Annotated in this window: 22 protein-coding genes; 14 read left to right on the forward strand and 8 right to left on the reverse strand. The window is 55.9% G+C overall.

The features are described 5' to 3' along the window. Position 1 precedes the first annotated feature (1 nt). Positions 2–1,279 (forward strand): lipid IV(A) 3-deoxy-D-manno-octulosonic acid transferase, encoded by a 1,278-nt coding sequence (gene waaA, locus B2Q93_RS08740; protein WP_040077834.1) that lies wholly within the window; start codon positions 2–4, stop codon positions 1,277–1,279. A gap of 8 nt (positions 1,280–1,287) precedes the next feature. After that, a complete protein-coding gene (coaD, locus tag B2Q93_RS08745) occupies positions 1,288–1,767 on the forward strand; it encodes a pantetheine-phosphate adenylyltransferase (protein WP_040077833.1) in 480 nt (159 codons plus the stop codon). Positions 1,768–1,784: 17 nt separating this feature from the next. On the opposite strand, the gene mutM is transcribed toward coaD, so the two are convergent. The 4 genes from mutM to radC all read right to left on the reverse strand — a co-directional run bounded on the left by mutM (position 1,785) and on the right by radC (position 3,975). Beyond that, complete coding sequence (mutM, locus tag B2Q93_RS08750) at positions 1,785–2,594, reverse strand: bifunctional DNA-formamidopyrimidine glycosylase/DNA-(apurinic or apyrimidinic site) lyase (protein WP_040077832.1); 810 nt, start codon at positions 2,592–2,594, stop codon at positions 1,785–1,787. A gap of 72 nt (positions 2,595–2,666) precedes the next feature. Next, on the reverse strand, positions 2,667–2,834 hold the full coding sequence (rpmG, locus tag B2Q93_RS08755; protein ID WP_003024094.1) for a 50S ribosomal protein L33: 168 nt from the start codon (positions 2,832–2,834) through the stop codon (positions 2,667–2,669). Positions 2,835–2,856: 22 nt separating this feature from the next. Further along, positions 2,857–3,093 (reverse strand): 50S ribosomal protein L28, encoded by a 237-nt coding sequence (gene rpmB / locus B2Q93_RS08760; RefSeq protein WP_002436699.1) that lies wholly within the window; start codon positions 3,091–3,093, stop codon positions 2,857–2,859. Positions 3,094–3,309: 216 nt separating this feature from the next. Beyond that, the gene (gene radC, locus B2Q93_RS08765; RefSeq protein WP_046886308.1) at positions 3,310–3,975 is read right to left on the reverse strand and encodes a RadC family protein; all 666 of its coding nucleotides are present in this window, start codon (positions 3,973–3,975) and stop codon (positions 3,310–3,312) included. 174 nt (positions 3,976–4,149) lie between these two features. Between radC and coaBC the strand changes: the two genes are divergently transcribed. The 3 genes from coaBC to slmA all read left to right on the forward strand — a co-directional run bounded on the left by coaBC (position 4,150) and on the right by slmA (position 6,517). Then, on the forward strand, positions 4,150–5,364 hold the full coding sequence (coaBC, locus tag B2Q93_RS08770; protein WP_046886309.1) for a bifunctional phosphopantothenoylcysteine decarboxylase/phosphopantothenate--cysteine ligase CoaBC: 1,215 nt from the start codon (positions 4,150–4,152) through the stop codon (positions 5,362–5,364). After that, positions 5,342–5,800, forward strand: a complete 459-nt coding sequence (dut, locus tag B2Q93_RS08775; protein WP_040077828.1) for a dUTP diphosphatase — start codon at positions 5,342–5,344, stop codon at positions 5,798–5,800. Before coaBC ends, dut begins: the two co-directional genes overlap by 23 nt. A gap of 120 nt (positions 5,801–5,920) precedes the next feature. Further along, complete coding sequence (gene slmA, locus B2Q93_RS08780) at positions 5,921–6,517, forward strand: nucleoid occlusion factor SlmA (protein WP_040077827.1); 597 nt, start codon at positions 5,921–5,923, stop codon at positions 6,515–6,517. A gap of 60 nt (positions 6,518–6,577) precedes the next feature. Here the strand turns inward: slmA and pyrE are convergent, their stop codons facing one another. Both pyrE and rph read right to left on the reverse strand, forming a co-directional pair. Continuing rightward, positions 6,578–7,219 carry an orotate phosphoribosyltransferase gene (pyrE, locus tag B2Q93_RS08785; protein ID WP_040077826.1) on the reverse strand — a complete coding sequence of 214 codons (642 nt, stop codon included), beginning with the start codon at positions 7,217–7,219 and terminating at the stop codon, positions 6,578–6,580. A 62-nt stretch (positions 7,220–7,281) separates the two neighbouring features. Beyond that, entirely contained in the window at positions 7,282–7,998 is a 717-nt protein-coding gene (gene rph / locus B2Q93_RS08790) for a ribonuclease PH (protein WP_040077825.1), read from the reverse strand. Between the two features lie 125 nt (positions 7,999–8,123). On the opposite strand from rph, the gene B2Q93_RS08795 reads away from it, so the two are divergent. Together B2Q93_RS08795 and B2Q93_RS08800 are read left to right on the forward strand one after the other, a co-directional pair. Then, on the forward strand, positions 8,124–8,987 hold the full coding sequence (locus tag B2Q93_RS08795) for a YicC/YloC family endoribonuclease (protein WP_040077824.1): 864 nt from the start codon (positions 8,124–8,126) through the stop codon (positions 8,985–8,987). Between the two features lie 210 nt (positions 8,988–9,197). After that, positions 9,198–9,815 carry a trimeric intracellular cation channel family protein gene (locus B2Q93_RS08800; protein ID WP_040077823.1) on the forward strand — a complete coding sequence of 206 codons (618 nt, stop codon included), beginning with the start codon at positions 9,198–9,200 and terminating at the stop codon, positions 9,813–9,815. Here the strand turns inward: B2Q93_RS08800 and ligB are convergent. After that, positions 9,742–11,496 (reverse strand): NAD-dependent DNA ligase LigB, encoded by a 1,755-nt coding sequence (ligB, locus tag B2Q93_RS08805; protein WP_286932573.1) that lies wholly within the window; start codon positions 11,494–11,496, stop codon positions 9,742–9,744. The two genes, B2Q93_RS08800 and ligB, sit on opposite strands and share 74 nt — an antisense overlap. Positions 11,497–11,748: 252 nt before the next feature. Here ligB and gmk point away from each other — a divergent pair, with 252 nt between their 5' ends. From gmk to recG, 5 genes are read left to right on the forward strand one after another with little or no spacing between them, the layout of a single operon-like run. After that, positions 11,749–12,372, forward strand: coding sequence for a guanylate kinase (gene gmk / locus B2Q93_RS08810; RefSeq protein WP_040077822.1), 624 nt, complete (start codon positions 11,749–11,751; stop codon positions 12,370–12,372). 54 nt (positions 12,373–12,426) lie between these two features. Beyond that, positions 12,427–12,702 carry a DNA-directed RNA polymerase subunit omega gene (gene rpoZ, locus B2Q93_RS08815; RefSeq protein ID WP_000135058.1) on the forward strand — a complete coding sequence of 92 codons (276 nt, stop codon included), beginning with the start codon at positions 12,427–12,429 and terminating at the stop codon, positions 12,700–12,702. Positions 12,703–12,721: 19 nt separating this feature from the next. Beyond that, positions 12,722–14,833 carry a bifunctional GTP diphosphokinase/guanosine-3',5'-bis pyrophosphate 3'-pyrophosphohydrolase gene (gene spoT / locus B2Q93_RS08820; RefSeq protein ID WP_040077821.1) on the forward strand — a complete coding sequence of 704 codons (2,112 nt, stop codon included), beginning with the start codon at positions 12,722–12,724 and terminating at the stop codon, positions 14,831–14,833. A gap of 4 nt (positions 14,834–14,837) precedes the next feature. Next, the gene (gene trmH / locus B2Q93_RS08825) at positions 14,838–15,527 is read left to right on the forward strand and encodes a tRNA (guanosine(18)-2'-O)-methyltransferase TrmH (RefSeq protein ID WP_286932580.1); all 690 of its coding nucleotides are present in this window, start codon (positions 14,838–14,840) and stop codon (positions 15,525–15,527) included. A 3-nt stretch (positions 15,528–15,530) separates the two neighbouring features. Next, positions 15,531–17,612 carry an ATP-dependent DNA helicase RecG gene (recG, locus tag B2Q93_RS08830; protein ID WP_263616511.1) on the forward strand — a complete coding sequence of 694 codons (2,082 nt, stop codon included), beginning with the start codon at positions 15,531–15,533 and terminating at the stop codon, positions 17,610–17,612. A gap of 3 nt (positions 17,613–17,615) precedes the next feature. Here recG and gltS read toward each other — a convergent pair whose 3' ends face one another. After that, the gene (gene gltS, locus B2Q93_RS08835; protein ID WP_286932582.1) at positions 17,616–18,809 is read right to left on the reverse strand and encodes a sodium/glutamate symporter; all 1,194 of its coding nucleotides are present in this window, start codon (positions 18,807–18,809) and stop codon (positions 17,616–17,618) included. A gap of 223 nt (positions 18,810–19,032) precedes the next feature. Here gltS and B2Q93_RS08840 point away from each other — a divergent pair, with 223 nt between their 5' ends. Together B2Q93_RS08840 and B2Q93_RS08845 are read left to right on the forward strand one after the other, a co-directional pair. After that, on the forward strand, positions 19,033–20,424 hold the full coding sequence (locus B2Q93_RS08840; RefSeq protein ID WP_040077815.1) for a nucleobase:cation symporter-2 family protein: 1,392 nt from the start codon (positions 19,033–19,035) through the stop codon (positions 20,422–20,424). Between the two features lie 118 nt (positions 20,425–20,542). After that, on the forward strand, positions 20,543–22,258 hold the full coding sequence (locus B2Q93_RS08845) for an AsmA family protein (RefSeq protein WP_286932583.1): 1,716 nt from the start codon (positions 20,543–20,545) through the stop codon (positions 22,256–22,258). Positions 22,259–22,357 lie beyond the last annotated feature (99 nt).

Genomic DNA, 22,357 nt, shown 5'->3' on the forward strand with positions numbered 1-22,357 from the left:
TATGCTCGAATTGCTTTACACCGCCCTTCTATACCTCATTCAGCCATTGATCTGGATACGGCTATGGGTGCGTGGACGTAAAGCACCGGCTTATCGTAAACGTTGGGCGGAACGCTACGGGTTCTACCGTCGTCCACTCAAGCCAGGCGGCATCATGCTGCATTCGGTCTCCGTGGGCGAAACGCTGGCCGCAATCCCACTCGTTCGTGCTTTACGCCACCGTTACCCCGATCTGCCGATCACCGTAACCACCATGACTCCAACAGGGTCAGAGCGCGTGCAGTCAGCTTTTGGTAGCGATGTTCAGCATGTTTACCTGCCTTACGATCTGCCTGATGCCGTTGGCCGTTTCCTGAATAAAGTTGACCCGAAGCTGGTGTTAATCATGGAGACGGAGCTGTGGCCAAACCTGATTGCGGCCCTGCATAAACGCAAAATTCCCCTGGTGATTGCCAACGCGCGTCTCTCTGCTCGCTCGGCGGCGGGGTATGCAAAGCTGGGCAAATTTGTACGCCGACTGCTACGTCGTATTACCCTGATTGCCGCACAAAATGAAGAAGACGGTGAACGCTTTGTGACATTAGGTGCAAAGAACAATCAGGTTACCGTCACCGGCAGCCTTAAGTTCGATATTTCCGTCACGCCGCAGCTTGCAGCGAAAGCCGTCACGCTGCGTCGTCAATGGGCGCCGCACCGTCCAGTGTGGATTGCTACCAGCACGCACGATGGCGAAGAGAGCGCGGTGATCGCAGCCCATCAGGCATTGTTAGAACAGTTTCCTAATCTGCTGCTGATTCTGGTGCCACGTCATCCCGAGCGATTCCCGGATGCCGTTAACCTTGTGCGTGGCGCGGGTCTAAGCTATATCACACGTTCATCTGGCGAAGTACCTTCTGCCAGCACGCAGGTTGTGGTCGGCGACACGATGGGCGAGCTGATGCTGCTTTACGGCATTGCCGATCTCGCTTTTGTGGGCGGTTCGCTGGTTGAACGTGGTGGGCATAACCCCCTGGAAGCGGCAGCGCATGCTATTCCCGTCTTGATGGGGCCACATACTTTTAATTTTAAAGATATTTGTGCCCGTCTCGATAGTGCAGGCGGTCTGATTACCGTGACCGATGCTGCGACGCTGGCGAAAGAGGTCTCCTCTTTGCTAACCGATGCCGATTACCGCAATTTTTACGGTCGCCATGCCGTTGAAGTGCTGTATCAAAACCAGGGCGCACTGCAACGCCTACTCCAGTTACTGGAACCGTATCTGCCACCTAAAACGCATTGAGGGCTGTTATGCTTAAACGGGCGATTTATCCGGGCACTTTCGATCCCATTACCAATGGTCACATTGATATTGTCACGCGCGCAGCCAGCATGTTTGATCAGGTTATCCTGGCCATCGCTGCCAGTCCCAGCAAGAAGCCGCTGTTCGACCTGGATGAACGTGTCGCCCTTGCGGAAAGCGCTACGGCTCACCTGCCCAATGTCGACGTGGTCGGTTTTAGCGATTTAATGGCGAATTTTGCCCGCACACAGCAGGCCAACATCCTGATACGTGGCCTGCGTGCCGTTGCTGATTTTGAGTATGAAATGCAGCTGGCGCATATGAACCGCCATCTGATGCCCGAGCTGGAAAGTGTCTTTCTGATGCCCTCAAAAGAGTGGTCATTTATCTCTTCATCGCTGGTGAAAGAAGTGGCGCGTCATGCCGGGGATGTCACTCACTTCCTGCCAGAAAATGTCCATCAGGCGCTGTTAGCCAGGCTGAAATAAACGCCTGGCTTGCCATGTCATTTCTGGCACTGGCGGCAATAAAATGTTGCTCGCTGGGCATGTTTTGTCGCCACTATGGGCGAGCCGCATACCCGACAAGCCTCCCCTTTGCGGCCATAAACCTGCAGTTCTTGCGCAAAGTAGCCTGGCTTACCGTCGCTTTGCAGAAAATCCTTCAACGTTGTGCCGCCCTGCTCAATCGAGCGCTGTAAAACGGCTTTAATCACTTTTACCAGCAACGCGCACTCATCAGCAGAGAGTGACGAGGCCAGGCGATCCGGATGGATCCCGGCAGCAAACAGCGATTCACTGGCATAAATGTTACCGACACCCACGACCAGCTTGTTATCCATCAGCCAGGGTTTGATAGGGGTTTTCTTCTTCTCGCACTTAGCCTTCAGGTAATCCGCATCAAAATCTTCGCTCAGCGGCTCAGGGCCGAGATGAGCCAGTACATTGTGCCCTTCCAGCTCTTTCGTCCACAGCCAGGCGCCAAAGCGACGCGGATCGGTATAGCGCAGCACTTTACCGTTGCTCATGACCAGATCAACATGGTCATGCTTATCTGGTGGCAGCTCATGAGGCAAGATGCGTAGGCTCCCGGACATGCCGAGGTGGATAATAATCCAGCCATCAGGCAACTCCAGAAGCAGATATTTCGCGCGACGTTGCACACTGAGCACGGGTTTGTCGCTCAACGCATGAATCTCATCGGAGACAGGCCAGCGCAGGCGACCGTTGCGCACAATCGCATGAAGAATAGTTTCGCCGACCAGGTGAGGCTCAATACCGCGGCGGCTGGTCTCTACCTCGGGTAATTCAGGCATGTTTCCTCCGTTGGGCTACGCAGAATGCAAAAAACCCCGCCGAAGCGGGGTTTTTCTACAAGGAGTCTAAAATTATTTAATTTTAGCTTCTTTGTACAGTACGTGCTGGCGTACAACTGGATCGAATTTTTTCAGTTCCAGTTTTTCCGGCTTAGTACGTTTGTTCTTCGTGGTGGTGTAGAAGTGACCTGTACCAGCAGAAGAAACCAGCTTGATTTTCTCGCGAATACCTTTAGCCATGATTTATTTCCTCTTTAAGTACTTAGTACTTTTCGCCACGGGCACGCAGTTCGGACAGAACTGTATCGATGCCTTTCTTATCAATAACACGCATACCTTTAGCAGATACACGCAGGGTGACAAAACGCTTCTCGCTCTCAACCCAGAAACGGTGAGAGTGCAGGTTCGGCAGGAAACGGCGTTTAGTCGCGTTCAGTGCGTGGGAACGGTTGTTACCGGTCACCGGACGCTTGCCAGTAACTTGGCAGACTCGGGACATGTCTATTCTCCAAAAATCAAATTAGCTCGAGCTTCGTATGGGGTATCGGCGCCTCGTCAGGCTTTACAGCCCGGTCATCGCAGTTCTAAGTGAACTCTCGATTGCCAGGCCCAAATGCCAAACCCGAGATTCTCAAAGGTGGCGTAGTATACGCTGACTCGGCGGTGTGCTCAAGTCCCGAACAGACAAAGATCCCTATGGATCGCGTGAAATGGCCTAAATCCAACCATGTTCTGCAAAAGAAACGTACTCTCCGCGGCCAATGATCAGATGGTCAACGACTCTAATGTCCATGAATTGACAACATTTTATGATACGTTGGGTCACTTCTTTGTCGGCGTTGCTCGGCTCTGCGCGCCCCGAGGGGTGATTATGCGCGAGGATCACGGCGGCTGCATTTACTTTTACTGCCTCCCGCACGATTTCACGCGGATGTACCTCAACAGAATTCAGCGTTCCTGAAAACAGACGGCAATGATGAATGACTCGATGCTGATTATCCAGAAAGATCACCATAAAGATCTCACGTTCTTCTTCACTTAGCTGGCTTTGTAAAAAGGTGAGGGCCTGGTCAGGACTCAGCAGCGAGTCATCCTCGTGCATCTGTGACACGTAATAACGACGGGCCAGCTCAGCAATTCCTTTTAACTGCGCGTATTTCGCGATGCCGATACCTTCGACACGCTCAAAATCAACCAGCTCGGCCGACAGCAAGCTATACAATGAGCCAAAGTGTTCGAGCATTTCGCTGGCAAGCGTAAAGACGTTTTTGCCGCGCGTACCGGTGCGCAAAAACAGCGCCAGTAACTCGGTATCTGTTAAGGTGGCAACGCCATCTTTCAGCAGCTTTTCCCGGGGCAGCATCGGGCAGGTTATTTCCATATGCTTATCTCCTTACTATTGCAAAAGCATGCTGCCACAGGCCCGGACAGCACTCGACCTGAAATTTGCCGTCTTGCGTAGCGCCTCGCAAAGTGATTCAAGGGACAACAACACGATGCTTTTCGGATTGTGATAAAATGCCCCACTCTCTGGTGAACCCAACAGGAAAGAATCATGAAGAGCCTGGCCGGTAAAAAAATCGTTCTTGGCGTGAGCGGCGGTATTGCTGCCTATAAAGCGCCAGAGCTGGTGCGCCGTTTGCGCGAGCGCGGAGCAGAAGTACGGGTGGCGATCACCGAAGGCGGTAAAGCCTTTATCACGCCCATGAGCTTACAGGCCGTTTCCGGTTTTCCGGTTTCCGATAGTCTTCTCGACCCGGCAGCAGAAGCCGCCATGGGCCATATTGAGCTGGGGAAATGGGCAGACCTCGTGATTCTTGCCCCGGCGACAGCAGATTTAATCGCCCGCGTTGCAGCGGGCATGGCTAACGACCTTGTGTCGACAATTTGCCTGGCTACACCGGCCCCCGTAGCAGTGGTGCCGGCCATGAACCAGCAGATGTATCGCAATGCCGCAACCCAACATAACCTTGCGACGCTTGCGTCGCGCGATCTGCTTATCTGGGGTCCGGACAGCGGCAGCCAGGCTTGTGGCGATGTCGGTCCAGGGCGCATGCTCGACCCGCTTGCGATTGTCGATCTTGCCGCTGACCATTTTTCGCCTGTAAACGATCTGCAACATCTCAACATCATGATTACCGCGGGCCCGACACGTGAGTCCCTGGATCCGGTGCGTTACATCACGAATAAGAGCTCCGGTAAGATGGGTTTCGCTATCGCCGCCGCCGCTGCAGAGCGCGGGGCAAAAGTGACGCTGGTCAGCGGACCGGTCTCACTACCCACGCCGCCGCAGGTCCATCGTATTGATGTGACCACCGCGCTGGAGATGGATGCGGCTGTTCAGTCAGACGTCCAGCAGCAGCATATTTTTATCGGCTGCGCCGCCGTCGCGGATTACCGCGCAGCTGACATCGCCGAGCAGAAAATCAAAAAGCAAGGCGATGAAATTACAATAAAAATGGTCAAAAACCCCGATATCGTTGCGAATGTGGGGGCATTAAAGATCAATCGACCTTTTGTTGTTGGATTTGCTGCTGAAACAAATAATGTGGAAGAATACGCCCGGCAAAAACGTACCCGCAAACATCTCGATTTGATTTGTGCGAATGACGTATCGCTGGCTACACAAGGATTTAACAGCGACAGCAACGCGCTGCACTTATTCTGGCAGGATGGAGAAAAACGCTTACCGCTTGAGCGAAAAGCGCTCCTGGGCCAACAATTACTGGACGAGATCGTTACCCGTTATGATGAAAAAAATCGACGTTAAGATTCTGGACCCGCGTGTTGGACAGCAATTTCCGCTGCCAACCTATGCCACCTCCGGCTCTGCCGGTCTTGACCTGCGTGCCTGTCTCGACAACGCCGTAGAACTGGCTCCGGGCGCCACCACCCTGTTACCGACTGGCCTGGCAATTCACATTGCCGATCCTTCTCTGGCAGCGGTTATTCTGCCGCGTTCTGGCCTTGGCCATAAACACGGTATCGTCCTGGGCAACCTGGTCGGGCTGATTGACTCCGATTACCAGGGCCAGTTGATGGTTTCTGTCTGGAACCGTGGTCAGGACAGCTTTACCATTGAACCGGGCGAGCGTATCGCGCAGATGGTGTTTGTACCCGTAGTACAGGCAGAATTTAACCTGGTGGAAGACTTTGATGCCACCGACCGTGGCGAAGGCGGCTTCGGCCATTCCGGGCGCAAATAAACGCCCGAACACTCCGTATTTCACAGCGCCATAATGTCATAACAAACCGCAAACGCCAGTTTGCGGTCGCTGTGTGGATGCGAGCCTGACAAGTGCTTATTTTCAGGGGTATTTTGTAACATGGCAGAAAAACAAACTGCGAAAAGGAATCGTCGCGAAGAAATACTTCAATCTCTGGCTCTGATGCTTGAATCCAGCGACGGCAGTCAACGCATCACCACCGCTAAGCTGGCCGCCTCTGTCGGCGTGTCGGAAGCGGCGTTGTATCGTCATTTCCCCAGTAAGACACGCATGTTCGACAGTCTGATCGAGTTTATCGAAGACAGTCTGATTACGCGTATCAACCTGATTCTGAAAGATGAGAAAGACACCTCTGCGCGCCTGCGCCTGATTGTCCTATTGATTCTGGGATTCGGTGAACGTAACCCCGGGCTAACCCGTATCCTGACCGGACACGCGCTGATGTTCGAACAAGATCGACTGCAGGGGCGGATTAACCAGCTTTTTGAGCGTATCGAAGCGCAATTGCGTCAAGTGCTACGCGAAAAGAGAATGCGTGAAGGTGAAGGTTACACCATCGATGAAACGCTGCTGGCAAGCCAGGTGCTGGCTTTCTGTGAAGGCATGCTCTCCCGTTTCGTGCGCAGCGAGTTCAAATATCGCCCAACCGACGATTTCGACGCCCGCTGGCCGCTCGTCGCCGCGCAATTGCAATAACATCCGTTTCACTCTGCAAAAAGTATAAGCCCGGTAAGCATCGCGCCACCGGGCTATTTATTACACGCCGTATGCTTCCCTGTACGCACGCACCGCCGCCAGGTGATCTGCCATTTCCGGTTTCTCTTCCAGATAGCTAATCAGATCTTTCAGGGTCACGATAGAGATCACTTTGCAGCCGTAATCACGCTCCACTTCCTGAATGGCAGAAATCTCGCCGCGACCACGCTCCTGGCGATCCAGCGAAATGAGCACGCCTGCTAGCTCCGCGTTATTTGCCTGGATAATCTCCATCGATTCACGAATCGCAGTTCCCGCCGTGATCACGTCATCCACCAGCATGACACGTCCCTGAAGTTCGCTACCGACCAGGTTACCGCCCTCGCCGTGTGTTTTGGCCTCTTTGCGGTTGAAGCAGTATGGAACATCGCGTTCATGGTGTTCAGCCAGCGCCACCGCCGTGGTGGTCGCAATCGGAATGCCTTTGTAAGCAGGGCCGAACAGCAGATCGAAGTCAATGCCGGAATCCATCAGCGCTTCGGCATAAAAACGGCCTAACAGTGCCAGATCGCGCCCGGTATTAAACAGCCCGGCGTTGAAGAAATAGGGGCTCTTGCGCCCGGATTTCAACGTAAACTCGCCAAACTTCAGTACCTGCTTGTTAAGCGCAAATTCAATAAACTGGCGCTGATATGCTTTCATGGATTCGCTCCTCATTCACTTTTCTACAGACAAAAAAAAGGGCGACAACGTCGCCCTTAAAATCAGTTTTCCAACGCCGCCTTCTGCGTCGTTACGATGGACTCAATCCCCCCTCGGGCCAACGCCAGCAAGGTAAGAAGTTCTTCATGGGTGAAGGGTTCGCCTTCTGCGGTGCCCTGCACCTCGATAATGCGCCCGTCTTCGGTCATCACCACGTTCATGTCGGTCTCTGCAGCGGAATCTTCTACATATTCCAGATCGCATAGCGCTTCGCCATTAACAATCCCGACGGAAACCGCAGCCACCATCCCTTTCATTGGGTTGGTTTTCAGTTTACCAGCCGCCACCAGCTTGTTCAGGGCATCGGCCAGTGCCACGCAGGCACCGGTAATAGAGGCTGTACGGGTACCGCCATCGGCCTGGATAACGTCGCAGTCCAGCGTAATGGTAAATTCACCCAGCACTTTCAAATCAACAGCTGCGCGCAGCGCACGCGCGATCAGGCGCTGGATTTCCATAGTACGGCCGCCCTGCTTACCTTTCGCCGCTTCGCGGGCGTTACGGGTATGTGTGGCACGCGGCAACATACCGTACTCGGCGGTGATCCAGCCCTGGCCCTGGCCTTTCAGAAAGCGTGGAACGCCCTCTTCAATCGAGGCGGTGCAGAGCACTTTGGTATCACCAAATTCAACAAGCACGGAACCTTCAGCGTGTTTTGTGTAATTACGGGTCAGGGTGACGGGGCGCACCTGATTGGCGCTACGACCTGCTGGACGCATGATGGAATCTCCGGCTTGAAACGAATGTGGCTGCGCATTATACGGATTAATGCCGCTTATTCCTATCCTGGGAAGGCCCCGAAAGCTATAATCCCCCCATCTCTCCTTTAAAAACAGGAACGACTATGATCCGCAGTATGACCGCCTACGCCCGGCGTGAAATCAAAGGTGCATGGGGTAGCGCCACATGGGAAATGCGCTCGGTAAACCAGCGCTACCTGGAGACCTATTTTCGTCTGCCGGAGCAGTTCCGTGGCCTTGAGCCAGTGATTCGTGAGCGTATCCGCTCCCGTCTGACTCGCGGCAAAATCGAGTGCAGCCTGCGCTACGAACCCGATGCCAGCGCGCAGGGGGAGTTGGTCCTGAACGAAAAACTGGCTAAACAGCTGGTTAATGCCGCGAACTGGGTCAAAATGCAGAGTGACGAAGGGGAAATTAACCCGGTTGATATCCTGCGCTGGCCAGGCGTGATGGCGGCTCAGGAACAGGATCTGGACGCCATTGCCGCAGAAATCCTCGCCGCGCTCGACAGCACCCTGGATGATTTCATCACCGCACGTGAAACCGAAGGCCAGGCACTGAAGGCGCTTATTGAGCAGCGTCTGGAAGGGGTGAGCGGTGAAGTGGCGAAAGTGCGCACTCACATGCCAGAAGTCCTGCAATGGCAGCGTGAACGCCTGGTTTCCAAACTGGAAGAGGCCGAAGTTCAGCTCGAAAACAATCGACTGGAACAAGAGCTGGTGCTGATGGCTCAGCGCGTAGACGTTGCTGAAGAGCTGGACCGTCTGGAAGCGCACGTAAAAGAAACCTATAACATCCTGAAGAAGAAAGAGGCAGTAGGCCGTCGTCTCGACTTCATGATGCAGGAGTTCAACCGTGAATCGAATACTCTGGCTTCAAAGTCTATTAACTCTGAAGTGACCAACTCTGCTATTGAGCTGAAAGTGTTGATCGAGCAGATGCGCGAGCAGATTCAAAACATCGAATAACCCGCGTTGTCTCCTATGGCCCCGTCTGGGGCCATTAACTCATTTCCCCCGAGTATATCTAATCCTAATTTCTCCCTTAAATTACTCAACCCCTGCATTATCGCCGTCCACGCATTAGAAAAAGTATGGGAAAGTGCCTCACACAAAAAAATCTAAATCGTGAGCTAACCCACAAAACGCTACCCTGACGCCCTCACATCTGGGGGTTATATGCTGCTACATATCCTTTACCTTATTGGTATCACAGCCGAAGCCATGACCGGTGCGCTGGCCGCAGGCCGCCGACGGATGGATACTTTCGGCGTGATCATTATTGCCACAGCGACGGCGCTTGGCGGCGGTTCAGTGCGCGATATCCTGCTGGGTCACTACCCGCTTGGCTGGGTAAAGCATCCTGAGTACGTGATTATTGTCGCCGTAGCAGCCGTGCTGACGACCATTGTCGCCCCCGTCATGCCGCATTTACGCCGCCTGTTCCTGGTGCTGGACGCCCTGGGCCTGATCGTCTTTTCCATTATCGGTGCCCAAATCGCCCTGGATATGGGCGAAGGCCCGGTCATTGCGACCATTGCAGCCGTCGTGACCGGCGTGTTTGGCGGCGTATTGCGGGATATGTTCTGCAAGCGCATCCCGCTGGTGTTCCAGAAAGAGCTATACGCCGGCGTGTCATTCGCCTCTGCCGTGTTATATGTGGCCTTACAACATTACGTCTCCAGCCAGGATGTGGTGATTATCTCAACCCTGTTGTTTGGCTTTACGGCTCGCATGCTGGCGTTGCGCCTGAAGCTGGGTCTGCCGGTTTTCCATTATCGTCACGACAGCCACTAATCTCCTCCGCCTGGAAACCTTTTACGCCCTGCGTCCTCAGCCATGAGGTCAGGGCGATTAGCGTAGGGTGATGAACAAATTCAATAAGCCTGCGCGCCCTCGCTTGTCCCACCCCGGCAACCTGCCGCCAGCTGCGTTCATCCTGTTGCTGAAGTGTTAACCAGTCCTGGTCGCGAAGCGCATTCAAAGCGGTGCGCGGTAGTGGCACCCCAAGCGCTTCCAGCCAGCGAGTAAAAGGCAGCTGGCGCGCCAGATCAAAGCGGTGCCAAAGCTGAAGCCCGCGCTGGGCTGATAGCCCCGGCGTCTGTTGCAACTGCGCCTTGCTCAATGCCAGCCACGAAAACAGATGTTCGAAATGGTGGATCTGATGAAGCAGACGCCATCCCGCCTCCCCTACGCCTTCGATATTTAAAACCGATGGCGCGCTCAGCCGTACGAGCCGGGCGATAAACTGTTCACGACAGGCTGGTGTGGCATAAAAACAGGTTAGCGGGGTATACCCGGAGGCTGGAGGTTCAGGCTTTGTGCGATCCGCCCCTCGCCAGACCACGCTGTCAATGCGCGGTATGCCCTGCCCCGCCAGGCTAACCTGAATCTGATCTCCCGGCGCAAGATCCAGCCTCTGCCAGCGCGCCACAGAACCGAGGTTAACCCGCTGGACACGCTTGTCATCCAGCTGTACGGGCTCCAGCGTGGCGACTACCGCTATTCGCCCGGTGCGTCCCACGGTAAAAGTAATTGCCTTCACTTCTGTCACCCGGGCCGCCGGGGCATATTTCCACGCCACGACCCAGCGCCCCTCGCCCGGCAACCACTCCTCTCCCTTTGGCTCTCGCCCCGAGCGAACCACAATGCCATCCGTTACGAAGGGCAATGGCGAGTGATACCACTGCTGGCGGAGCGCTTCTGCCTCTTCTGCACGCGTAATTTTTCGTGTCCATGCTTCGGTCCAGAGAAAACCGGCCTGGGTCAGCGCCGTCAGCCGCTGCGGCATCGAAGCGGGCCCATCAGGCCAGGCCCAGATAAAAACATCAATATCGTTAAGCAGTGCGCTTTCACCATGTCGCATCATTGCCCCGGCAACCCTGGCCCGCGCGTTCATCCCTCCCATTTGCTGCTGAATGTGCCCCTCACGGCGTAAAAAGAGCTCTCCCTGCAAGACGCTGTTTGCCAGCAGATCCGTCGTATGAGCAGGTATCCGCGGCAACGCCTGCACTTTTGTTGTCCAGTCCTCTCCTTTCAGGCCATCTCCGCGGCTCGTCGCCTGCACCAGTCGCCCCTGGCGATAAACCAGCGTGACCGCCACCCCATCAACTTTAGGTTGCACCCAGAGATCGCCACGATTTCGCATCCACTCGCGAAGCGCCGCACTATCTTTGATTTTTTCCACTCCGGTATGGCTAACAGGATGACGGGTTGTGCCCCGCGTGGCGGGCAGCATCAGTGCCGCGTGCTCATCGCCAAAACAGCGCTGCCACTGTTTTAACCGCTCGCTCAGCTGGTCATACACCTCATCGTTGACGTTGCTCACCCCATCCTGCCAGTAAGCCTTATCCCAGCGGGCAATCTGCGCGCTAAGCCGGTTTATCTCTTGCTCGGCTTTTGCGTGCGACCAGACAGGGCAAACCGCCATTCCGTAGCCGCTCCATACCATCATTACTGCTCCAGCCCATCGCCACATTGTTACCCCTCCCTGCAATGAGAATGGGTATAACGCAGACCGACTCCCGGGTGCGATGGGCAAAAGCCAATTCCACGAGGCGTTATCCAGAAATTGTTTTTGTTGCAGCAAACGGGCAATAAATCTGGAAAAAAGCAGGCAAAAATCTGCAAGAGAGGGAAAAAATGTGACAAAGGCTACGTCGCGCAGCGGCGACGTGTATAATAAGCCCGTATGTAGGACTTTCTTCGCTAACACATACAAAAGACTCTCATGGCTCAAGGCACGCTTTATATTGTTTCTGCCCCTAGTGGCGCGGGTAAATCCAGTCTGATTCAGGCGCTGTTAAAAACCCAACCGTTGTACGACACGCAGGTGTCCGTTTCTCATACCACGCGAGCGCCGCGTCCAGGTGAGGTGCACGGTGAACACTATTTCTTTGTTAATCACGACGAATTCAGAGCGATGATTGCCAGAGATGCGTTTCTTGAACACGCCGAGGTCTTTGGCAACTATTACGGCACATCCCGCGAGACCATTGAGCAAGTTCTGGCTACGGGCGTAAATGTGTTTCTGGATATCGACTGGCAGGGCGCGCAGCAAATCCGCAATAAAATGCCTGATTCGCGTAGCATCTTTATTTTACCGCCGTCGAAAGATGAACTAGATCGCCGCCTGCGTGGCCGTGGTCAGGATAGCGAAGAGGTAATCGCCAAACGTATGGCTCAGGCAGTTGCGGAAATGAGCCATTACGCTGAATATGATTACCTGATTGTGAATGATGACTTTGATGCCGCCCTGAGCGATCTCAAAACCATTCTTCGCGCCGAACGTCTGCGTATGAGCCGCCAGAAGCAGCGACATGACGCATTAATCACCAAACTGTTGGCAGACTGAACCTACATTCAGTATCATGCCCAGTCATTTCTTCATCTGTGGAGCATTTCAAGTATGGCACGCGTAACTGTTCAGGACGCTGTAGAGAAAATTGGTAACCGTTTTGACCTGGTGCTGGTCGCCGCGCGTCGCGCTCGTCAGATGCAGGTTGGCGGTAAAGATCCGCTGGTACCGGAAGAAAACGATAAAACCACCGTTATTGCACTTCGCGAAATCGAAGAAGGTCTGATCAACAACCAGATCCTCGACGTGCGTGAGCGCCAGGAGCAGCAAGAGCAGGAAGCCGCAGAACTGCAGGCCGTTACCGCCATTGCTGAAGGTCGTCGTTAATTAAACCTGCGGGTCGCCCTTGTATCTGTTTGAAAGCCTGAATCAACTGATTCAAACCTACCTGCCTGAAGACCAGATTAAGCGTCTTCAGCAGGCGTATCTCGTTGCACGTGACGCTCACGAGGGCCAGACACGTTCAAGCGGTGAACCCTACATCACGCACCCGGTGGCGGTTGCCTGCATTCTGGCCGAGATGAAACTCGACTATGAAACGCTGATGGCCGCGCTGCTGCATGATGTGATCGAAGATACCCCCGCCACCTACCAGGATATGGAACAGCTGTTTGGCAAAAGCGTTGCCGAGCTGGTGGAAGGGGTCTCTAAGCTGGATAAGCTTAAATTCCAGGATAAGAAAGAGGCGCAAGCCGAAAACTTTCGCAAGATGATAATGGCGATGGTGCAGGATATCCGCGTCATTCTCATTAAACTCGCTGACCGTACCCACAATATGCGCACGCTGGGCTCACTTCGCCCGGATAAACGTCGCCGCATCGCCCGTGAAACCCTCGAAATCTATAGCCCGCTGGCGCACCGTTTAGGTATTCATCACATCAAGACCGAGCTTGAAGAGCTGGGCTTTGAAGCGTTGTACCCGAACCGCTTCCGCGTGATCAAAGAGGTGGTGAAAGCCGCACGTGGCAACCGTAAAGAGATGATTCAAAAAATCCTCTCTGAAATCGAAGGGCGTCTACAGGAAGCGGGTATTCCGTGCCGCGTCAGCGGTCGCGAAAAACATCTCTACTCCATCTACTGCAAAATGGTGCTTAAAGAGCAACGTTTTCACTCGATCATGGATATCTACGCCTTCCGCGTCATCGTCCATGATTCCGACACCTGTTATCGCGTGTTGGGCCAGATGCACAGCCTCTACAAGCCGCGTCCGGGGCGCATGAAAGACTATATCGCCATTCCTAAAGCGAACGGCTATCAGTCTCTGCACACCTCGATGATCGGGCCACACGGCGTGCCGGTCGAAGTGCAGATCCGTACCGAAGATATGGATCAGATGGCAGAGATGGGGGTTGCGGCACACTGGGCGTATAAAGAGCACGGTGAAACCAGCACTACGGCGCAAATCCGCGCCCAGCGCTGGATGCAAAGCCTGCTGGAGCTGCAACAAAGCGCCGGTAGCTCGTTTGAATTTATCGAGAGCGTTAAATCCGATCTCTTCCCGGATGAGATTTACGTTTTCACGCCGGAAGGGCGCATTGTCGAACTGCCTGCCGGCGCCACGCCGGTTGACTTCGCCTATGCCGTGCACACCGATATCGGTCATGCCTGCGTAGGTGCCCGCGTCGACAGACAGCCGTATCCGCTGTCGCAGCCGCTGACCAGCGGTCAGACCGTGGAAATCATTACCGCACCCGGCGCTCGCCCAAATGCGGCGTGGCTTAACTTTGTCGTCAGCTCTAAAGCCCGCGCCAAAATTCGCCAGCTGCTGAAGAACCTCAAGCGCGACGATTCCGTCAGCCTGGGGCGTCGTCTGCTCAACCATGCGCTGGGCGGCAGTCGTAAACTGAACGAGATTCCGAAAGAGAACATTCAGCGTGAGCTTGAGCGCATGAAGCTCGCCACGATGGACGATCTGCTGGCGGAAATCGGTCTTGGCAACGCCATGAGCGTGGTCGTGGCGAAGAACCTGCAACAGGGCGAAGCCACGCCAATAGCGCCTGGCGCGTCTGGCCATACCCATCTGCCCATCAAAGGCGCTGACGGGGTGCTTATCACCTTCGCCAAATGTTGCCGCCCGATCCCTGGCGACCCGATTCTGGCGCACGTCAGCCCAGGTAAAGGCCTGGTTATTCACCACGAATCCTGTCGTAACATCCGCGGCTACCAGAAAGAGCCTGAGAAGTTCATGGCGGTTGAGTGGGATAAAGAGACCGAGCAAGAATTTATCACCGAAATTAAGGTCGATATGTTCAACCACCAGGGGGCACTGGCGAACCTGACGGCTGCCATCAATACGGCATCCTCCAATATCCAGAGTTTGAACACGGAAGAGAAAGATGGCCGCGTCTACAGCGCCTTCATTCGTCTGACGGCCCGTGACCGTGTGCATCTGGCGAACATTATGCGCAAAATCCGCGTGATGCCGGACGTCATCAAAGTCACCCGTAACAGAAACTAAGCTGATGAACGCGAAACGTTACGAGCGTATCTGTGAGATGCTCGCCAGGCGACAGCCGGATCTGACGGTGTGCATGGAGCAGGTACATAAGCCGCATAACGTCTCTGCTATCGTCCGTACCGCCGATGCCGTGGGTGTGCACGAAGTGCACGCCGTCTGGCAGGATCACCGCATGCGCCCGATGGTGTCTGCGGCGGCGGGCAGCAACAGCTGGGTGCAGGTAAAAAATCACAAAACCATCAGCGAAGCCGTTTCGCACCTTAAAGGGCGCGGAATGCAGGTGCTGGCGACCCATCTCTCCGATAAGGCCGTCGATTTTCGTGAGATCGACTACACCCGTCCTACCTGCATTTTGATGGGCCAGGAAAAGGCCGGGATCACCCAGGAAGCGTTAGATCTGGCGGATCAGGACATTATCATCCCGATGATCGGCATGGTGCAGTCGTTAAACGTCTCGGTGGCCTCCGCTCTGATTCTCTACGAAGCACAGCGCCAGCGTCAGAACGCCGGTATGTACCAGCGTAGCAACAGCATGTTGCCGGAAGAGGAGCAACAGCGTCTGCTGTTCGAAGGTGGTTATCCGGTGCTGGCCCGTGTGGCGAAGCAGAAAAAGTTACCCTACCCCCACGTCAACGCGCAGGGCGAGATCGAAGCCGATGCCGGGTGGTGGGCTACCATGCAGTACGCGGGATAAATCATGAAAGGCCGCCTGCTCGACGCCGTTCCTCTTAACACGCTTACGGGCGTGGGTGCGGCGCAAAGCAGTAAACTGGCGAAGATTGGCCTGCATACCGTGCAGGATTTGCTGCTTCACTTCCCCCTGCGTTACGAAGATCGCACCCATCTCTACCGCATCGACGACCTGTTACCTGGCATATACGCCACGGTTGAAGGCGAAGTCCTGAACTGCAATATCACCTTCGGCGGCCGCCGGATGATGACCTGCCAGATTAGCGATGGCTCCGGCGTTCTTACGATGCGTTTCTTCAACTTCAGCGCGGCGATGAAAAACAGTCTTGCCACCGGGCGACGGGTTTTAGCCTATGGCGAAGCCAAACGCGGCAAATACGGCGCGGAGATGATCCACCCGGAGTATCGTGTGCAGGGGGATCTCAGTACGCCTGAGTTGCAAGAGACATTGACGCCGGTTTATCCCACCACCGAAGGGGTTAAACAGGCGACGCTGCGTAAACTCACCGACCAGGCGCTGGAGTTGCTGGATACCTGCGCTATCGCCGAGCTTTTGCCGCCGGAGCTGGCGCAAGGGATGATGAGCCTGCCGGAAGCGATGCGCACCCTGCACCGTCCGCCGCCGTCATTGCAGCTTAGCGATTTAGAGAGCGGACAACATCCCGCCCAGCGGCGGCTTATCCTTGAAGAATTGCTGGCGCATAACCTCAGTATGCTGGCCCTGCGTGCGGGCGCCCAGCGCTTCCACGCTCTGCCTCTTACGCCGCGCGATGATTTAAAAGATAAGCTGCTGGCCTCGCTGCCGTTCAAACCCACCGGTGCCCAGGCCCGGGTGGTGGCTGAAGTTGAGCGCGACATGGGGCTCGACGTACCGATGATGCGTCTGGTTCAGGGGGATGTGGGCTCCGGTAAAACGCTGGTTGCCGCGCTTGCCGCCCTGCGCGCCATTGCGCACGGAAAACAGGTGGCGCTGATGGCGCCCACCGAACTGCTGGCCGAACAGCATGCCAATAACTTCCGCAACTGGTTTGCCCCCCTGGGCATCGAAGTTGGCTGGCTGGCCGGAAAGCAAAAAGGCAAAGCGCGCCTTGCGCAACAAGAGGCCATCGCCAGCGGCCAGGTGCAGATGATTGTCGGAACCCATGCCATATTCCAGGAACAGGTGCAGTTTAATGGCCTGGCGCTGGTCATTATTGATGAGCAGCACCGCTTTGGCGTGCATCAGCGACTGGCGCTGTGGGAGAAAGGGCTGCAGCAGGGTTTCCATCCGCATCAGCTGATCATGACCGCGACCCCCATTCCGCGCACCCTGGCGATGACCGCCTACGCCGATCTGGATACCTCCACCATTGACGAGCTGCCGCCAGGCCGAACACCAGTGACCACGGTCGCTATTCCGGATACGCGCCGCAGCGAGATTATCGACCGCGTGCGCAACGCCTGCATGCAGGAAGGGCGGCAGGCGTACTGGGTCTGCACCCTGATTGAAGAGTCCGACCTGCTGGAAGCGCAGGCCGCCGAAGCGACCTGGGAAGAGCTAAAGCTCGCCCTGCCGGAGCTGAATATCGGCCTGGTACATGGCCGTATGAAGCCGGCCGATAAACAGGCGGTGATGCAGGCATTTAAACTGGGCGAGCTGCATTTGCTGATTGCCACCACGGTCATTGAAGTGGGCGTAGACGTGCCCAATGCCAGCCTGATGATTATCGAGAACCCGGAGCGTCTGGGCCTTGCGCAACTCCACCAGCTGCGTGGCCGCGTCGGCCGTGGCGCGGTGGCGTCTCATTGTGTATTACTTTATAAATCCCCGCTCTCGAAAACCGCCCAAATGCGCCTGCAGGTGTTGCGCGATAGTAACGACGGGTTTGTGATTGCACAAAAAGATCTGGAGATCCGCGGGCCTGGCGAACTGCTGGGCACGCGCCAGACCGGGAATGCGGAATTCAAAGTGGCCGATTTACTGCGCGACCAGGCAATGATCCCCGAAGTTCAGCGCCTGGCGCGACATATTCACGAACGCTACCCTGAACAAGCGGCAGCGTTAATTGATCGTTGGATGCCCGAGACCGAGCGCTACTCCAACGCCTGAGGCTTAGCCAAAAATGGGCAGCATCAGATAGAGTTTTATGACCAGCGCGTTCACGATATCAATAAAGAACGCACCGACCATCGGCACCACCAGAAACGCCATATGCGATGGACCAAACCGCTCGGTTATCGCCTGCATATTGGCAATCGCCGTTGGCGTGGCCCCCAGACCAAACCCGCAATGCCCTGCCGCCAGCACCGCCGCATCGTAGTTTTTACCCATCAATCGCCAGGTCACAAAGATGGCATAAAAGGCCATAAACAGCGTCTGGACTGCCAGAATCGCCAGCATCGGCAGAGCCAGCGAGGCCAGTTCCCACAGCTTCAGGCTCATTAACGCCATCGCCAGGAACAGCGACAGGCAGACGTTCCCCAGCACCGACACCGCGCGTTCAAACACACGATAGAACCCCATCAGCGACAGGCCATTGCTGAGGATGACCCCAACAAAGAGCACGCAAACGAAGGTCGGTAATTCAAATGCCGTGCCCGCCAGCCATTGCGCAATGAGCTTACCGGCGGTCAAACAGATGGCGATAAGCGCGATGGTTTCAATCAGTACCAGCGACGTGATCACGCGGCCAACCTCGGGCTTTTCAAAAGCCGACGGCACCATTTCATCATCCGGCCTGCCGTTTGGCGTGGAGGAGCGTTTCACCAGATAGCGCGCCACCGGGCCGCCGATCAGCCCGCCCAGCACCAGCCCGAACGTTGCGCAGGCCATCGCCACTTCGGTGGCATTCTGAAAGCCGTAGCGCTCAATAAAGACTTTGCTCCACGCTGCCCCGGTACCGTGTCCGCCGGAAAGGGTAATTGAGCCCGCGAGCAGTCCCATCAGCGGATCCAGCCCCAGCAGAGAGGCCATGCCAATGCCGATGGCGTTCTGCATTACCAGCAGCCCGACCACCACAATCAGGAACACCCCCAGCACTTTGCCACCGGCGCGCAGGCTGGCCAGATTTGCATTCAGGCCGATCGTCGCGAAGAACGCCAGCATCAGCGGCTCTTTCAGAGTCATATCAAAGTTGATTTCCCAGCCCATGCTTTGTTTCAGCGCCAGCGCTGCCAGCAGGCCGCCGGCGACGGGTTCGGGAATGGTATAGCGACGAAGAAAGGAAACACGATGAACCAGCTTACGTCCGAGCAGTAAAACCAGCGTTGCCGCAACAAGCGTCGACAACGTATCGAGATGAATCATAGAAGGCTCCTTTTATGCGTATGTTCCATGCACACACGGCGTTATCCTGGCCGGTTTGCGCTCCTCATGAGCCCCGGCGATGGAAGTGTAATTAACTTTTTTCTCCCGATATAGAAAAAGCCGCACAAACTGGAGGTCTTTATCCGTAAATTTCGCTGGCAATCGTTTGCTTTTATTGCGCCATCGGCTAGAATGCCCGCTTTTCCTCCTGGGATCGCAGCCGATGTCCGTTAACGCCGTAGAACAGCAAGATGCGCAACCGATTGCGCAGCAGCATAACAGTGAACTGATTTACCGTCTTGAAGACCGCCCACCGCTGGCGCAAACCCTGTTTGCCGCCTGCCAGCATCTGCTGGCGATGTTTGTTGCGGTGATAACGCCGGCGCTGCTGATCTGCCAGGCGCTCGGTTTACCGGCGCAGGACACCCAGCACATCATCAGTATGTCGCTGTTCGCCTCTGGCGTGGCCTCTATTATCCAGATTAAAGCCTGGGGTCCGGTGGGCTCTGGCCTGCTGTCGATCCAGGGCACCAGTTTTAACTTTGTGGCGCCGCTGATTATGGGCGGCACCGCGCTGAAAACCGGCGGCGCCGATGTGCCGACCATGATGGCAGCGCTGTTTGGCACCCTGATGCTGGCAAGCTGCACCGAGATGGTTATCTCCCGCGTGCTGCATCTGGCGCGCCGCATCATTACCCCACTGGTCTCCGGCGTGGTGGTGATGATTATCGGCCTGTCGCTGATCCAGGTAGGACTGACGTCTATCGGCGGCGGCTATGCAGCGATGAACGACCACACCTTCGGCGCGCCGAAAAATCTGCTGCTGGCAGGTATCGTACTGGCCATCATTATTCTGCTTAACCGCCAGCGTAACCCTTACCTGCGCGTCGCCTCGCTGGTGATCGCGATGGCAGCAGGCTACCTGGCGGCGTGGGCCATGGGCATGCTGCCCGAGAATACCGCACCGACAAACAGTGCACTGATCACCGTCCCGACGCCGCTGTATTACGGCCTGGGCATTGACTGGGGTCTGCTGCTGCCGCTGATGCTGGTCTTTATGATCACCTCTCTGGAAACCATCGGTGATATCACCGCCACCTCTGATGTTTCTGAGCAGCCGGTGTCTGGCCCGCTGTATATGAAACGCCTGAAAGGCGGCGTGCTGGCAAACGGGCTGAACTCGTTTGTTTCTGCGGTCTTTAACACCTTCCCGAACTCCTGCTTCGGCCAGAACAATGGCGTGATCCAGCTGACGGGCGTTGCCAGCCGTTACGTTGGCTTTGTGGTGGCGCTGATGCTGATTGTGCTGGGTCTGTTCCCGGCGGTGAGCGGCTTTGTTCAGCACATTCCGGAACCGGTACTGGGCGGCGCGACGCTGGTGATGTTTGGTACCATCGCTGCCTCTGGCGTGCGCATTGTCTCGCGTGAGCCGCTGAACCGTCGTGCAATCATGATTATTGCACTCTCTCTGGCCGTAGGCCTTGGCGTTTCTCAGCAGCCATTGATCCTGCAGTTTGCGCCGGACTGGGTGAAAAACCTGCTCTCTTCCGGCATTGCCGCCGGCGGTATCACCGCTATCGTGCTCAACCTGATCTTCCCGCCAGAGAAGAGCTGATCCCCATTTCACGGCAGCCGCGTCCGGCTGCCGTGACATCGATTTACCAATCCCGCCTTGAGCATTGCGCCCAAATGTTGCATAACTCCTCTATGTGCGTTTTGCGGGATGGAAGACCATGAAATTTATTGGAAAGCTGCTCGTCTATATTCTTGTCGCCATATTGATTGCGATTATTGCGCTCTATTTTCTGGTCCAGACCCGCTGGGGCGCGGCTCAGGTGAGTAGCTGGATCACCGTCAATACCGATTACGAGCTTAATTTCGACCTGATGGATCACCGTTTTTCGTCCCCGACGCATATCCTGCTGAAAAATGTCACCTTTGGCCGGGACGGGAAACCTGCCACGCTGGTTGCCAAAACCGTGGATATCGGCCTAAGCAGCCGCCAGGTGACCGATCCGCTGCATATGGATACCATTACCCTCTCTGACGGCACTCTGAACCTCTCCCCGCAGACCGCGCCGCTTCCTTTCCAGGCCGATCGCCTGCAGCTGAATAACATGGCCTTTAACAGCCCGAATATGGAGTGGGATCTGAGCGCGCAGAAGGTGACCGGCGGCGTTAACCCATGGCAGCCCGAGGCAGGTAATGTGCTGGGCAAAAAAGCGCAGATTCAAATCAGCGCCGGGTCGCTGACCCTGAACGGCGTAGAGACCAGCAACGTGCTGATTCAGGGCGAGCTGAATGGCAAAGAGGTGGTGCTAAGCACCATCGGCGCCGATATGGCGCGCGGCTCGCTCACGGGCACCGCTCGTCGCAATGCCGACGGCGGGTGGGTGGTGGATAACCTGCGTCTGAACGAGATTCGCCTGCAGAGCGATAAAGCCTTAGCCGATTTCTTCACCCCCATCACCACCTTGCCGTCTTTTAAAATTGGCCGACTCGAAGTGACCGACGCCCGGCTGCAGGGGCCGGACTGGGCGGTGACCGATCTCGATCTGAGCTTGCGCAACCTGACGTTAAGCAATGGCGACTGGCAGAGCGACGATGGCCGCCTGTCGATGAACGCCAGTGAGTTTATTTATGGCTCGCTGCACCTGTTTGACCCGATTCTGAACGCGGAGTTTTCCCCGCAGGGCGTGGCGCTGCGTCAGTTTACCTCCCGCTGGGAGGGGGGGATGATCCGTACTTCCGGTAACTGGTTGCGCAACGGTAAGGCGCTGGTGCTGGACGATGTGGCCATCGCCGGGCTGGAGTACACCCTGCCGCAGAACTGGAAAAATCAGTGGATGGCTGAGTTACCGACCTGGCTGAATAGCGTAACGCTGAAGAAATTCGGCCTGAGCCGTAACCTGGTGATTGATGTGGATCCCGCCTTCCCATGGCAGATCACCGCGCTGGATGGCTATGGCGCGAATCTGCAGCTGGCGAAAGATCGTCAATGGGGAGTGTGGAGCGGTAGCGCGACGCTGAACGGCGCAGCGGCGACCTTTAATCGCGTGGATGTGCGTCGCCCGTCGCTGTCGCTCAATGCCAACGCCTCGACGGTAAATATTAGCGAGCTGAGCGCCTTTACCGAGCGCGGTATTCTGGAAGCCACCGGCACCGTTTCACAGCTGCCGTCACGGCAAACCACCGTCAGCCTCAACGGACGCGGCGTGCCGCTAAACGTGCTGCAGCAGTGGGGCTGGCCCGCGCTGCCTGTGACCGGCGATGGCAATATACAGCTCACCGCCAGTGGAAGCGTGCAGGCTAACGCACCGCTGAAACCGACGGTGAACGGCAAGCTGCGTGCGATAAATATGGATAAACAGCAGGTGGTGCAGACGATGACGGGTGGCGTGGTTTCAACGGCGCCGGCTGTTTCACCCTCACCCCAGCCCTCTCCCTGAAGGGAGAGGGAGTAAAACCCAGCCCGCACTTACCGGTCCCCTTGCCACGGAAGGGAGAGCGGGCAATCCCCAGCCCGCACATAACGGTCCCCTTTACAC

Source organism: Leclercia sp. UBA5958, assembly GCF_002430365.1.
Lineage (GTDB): Bacteria > Pseudomonadota > Gammaproteobacteria > Enterobacterales > Enterobacteriaceae > Enterobacter > Enterobacter pneumoniae.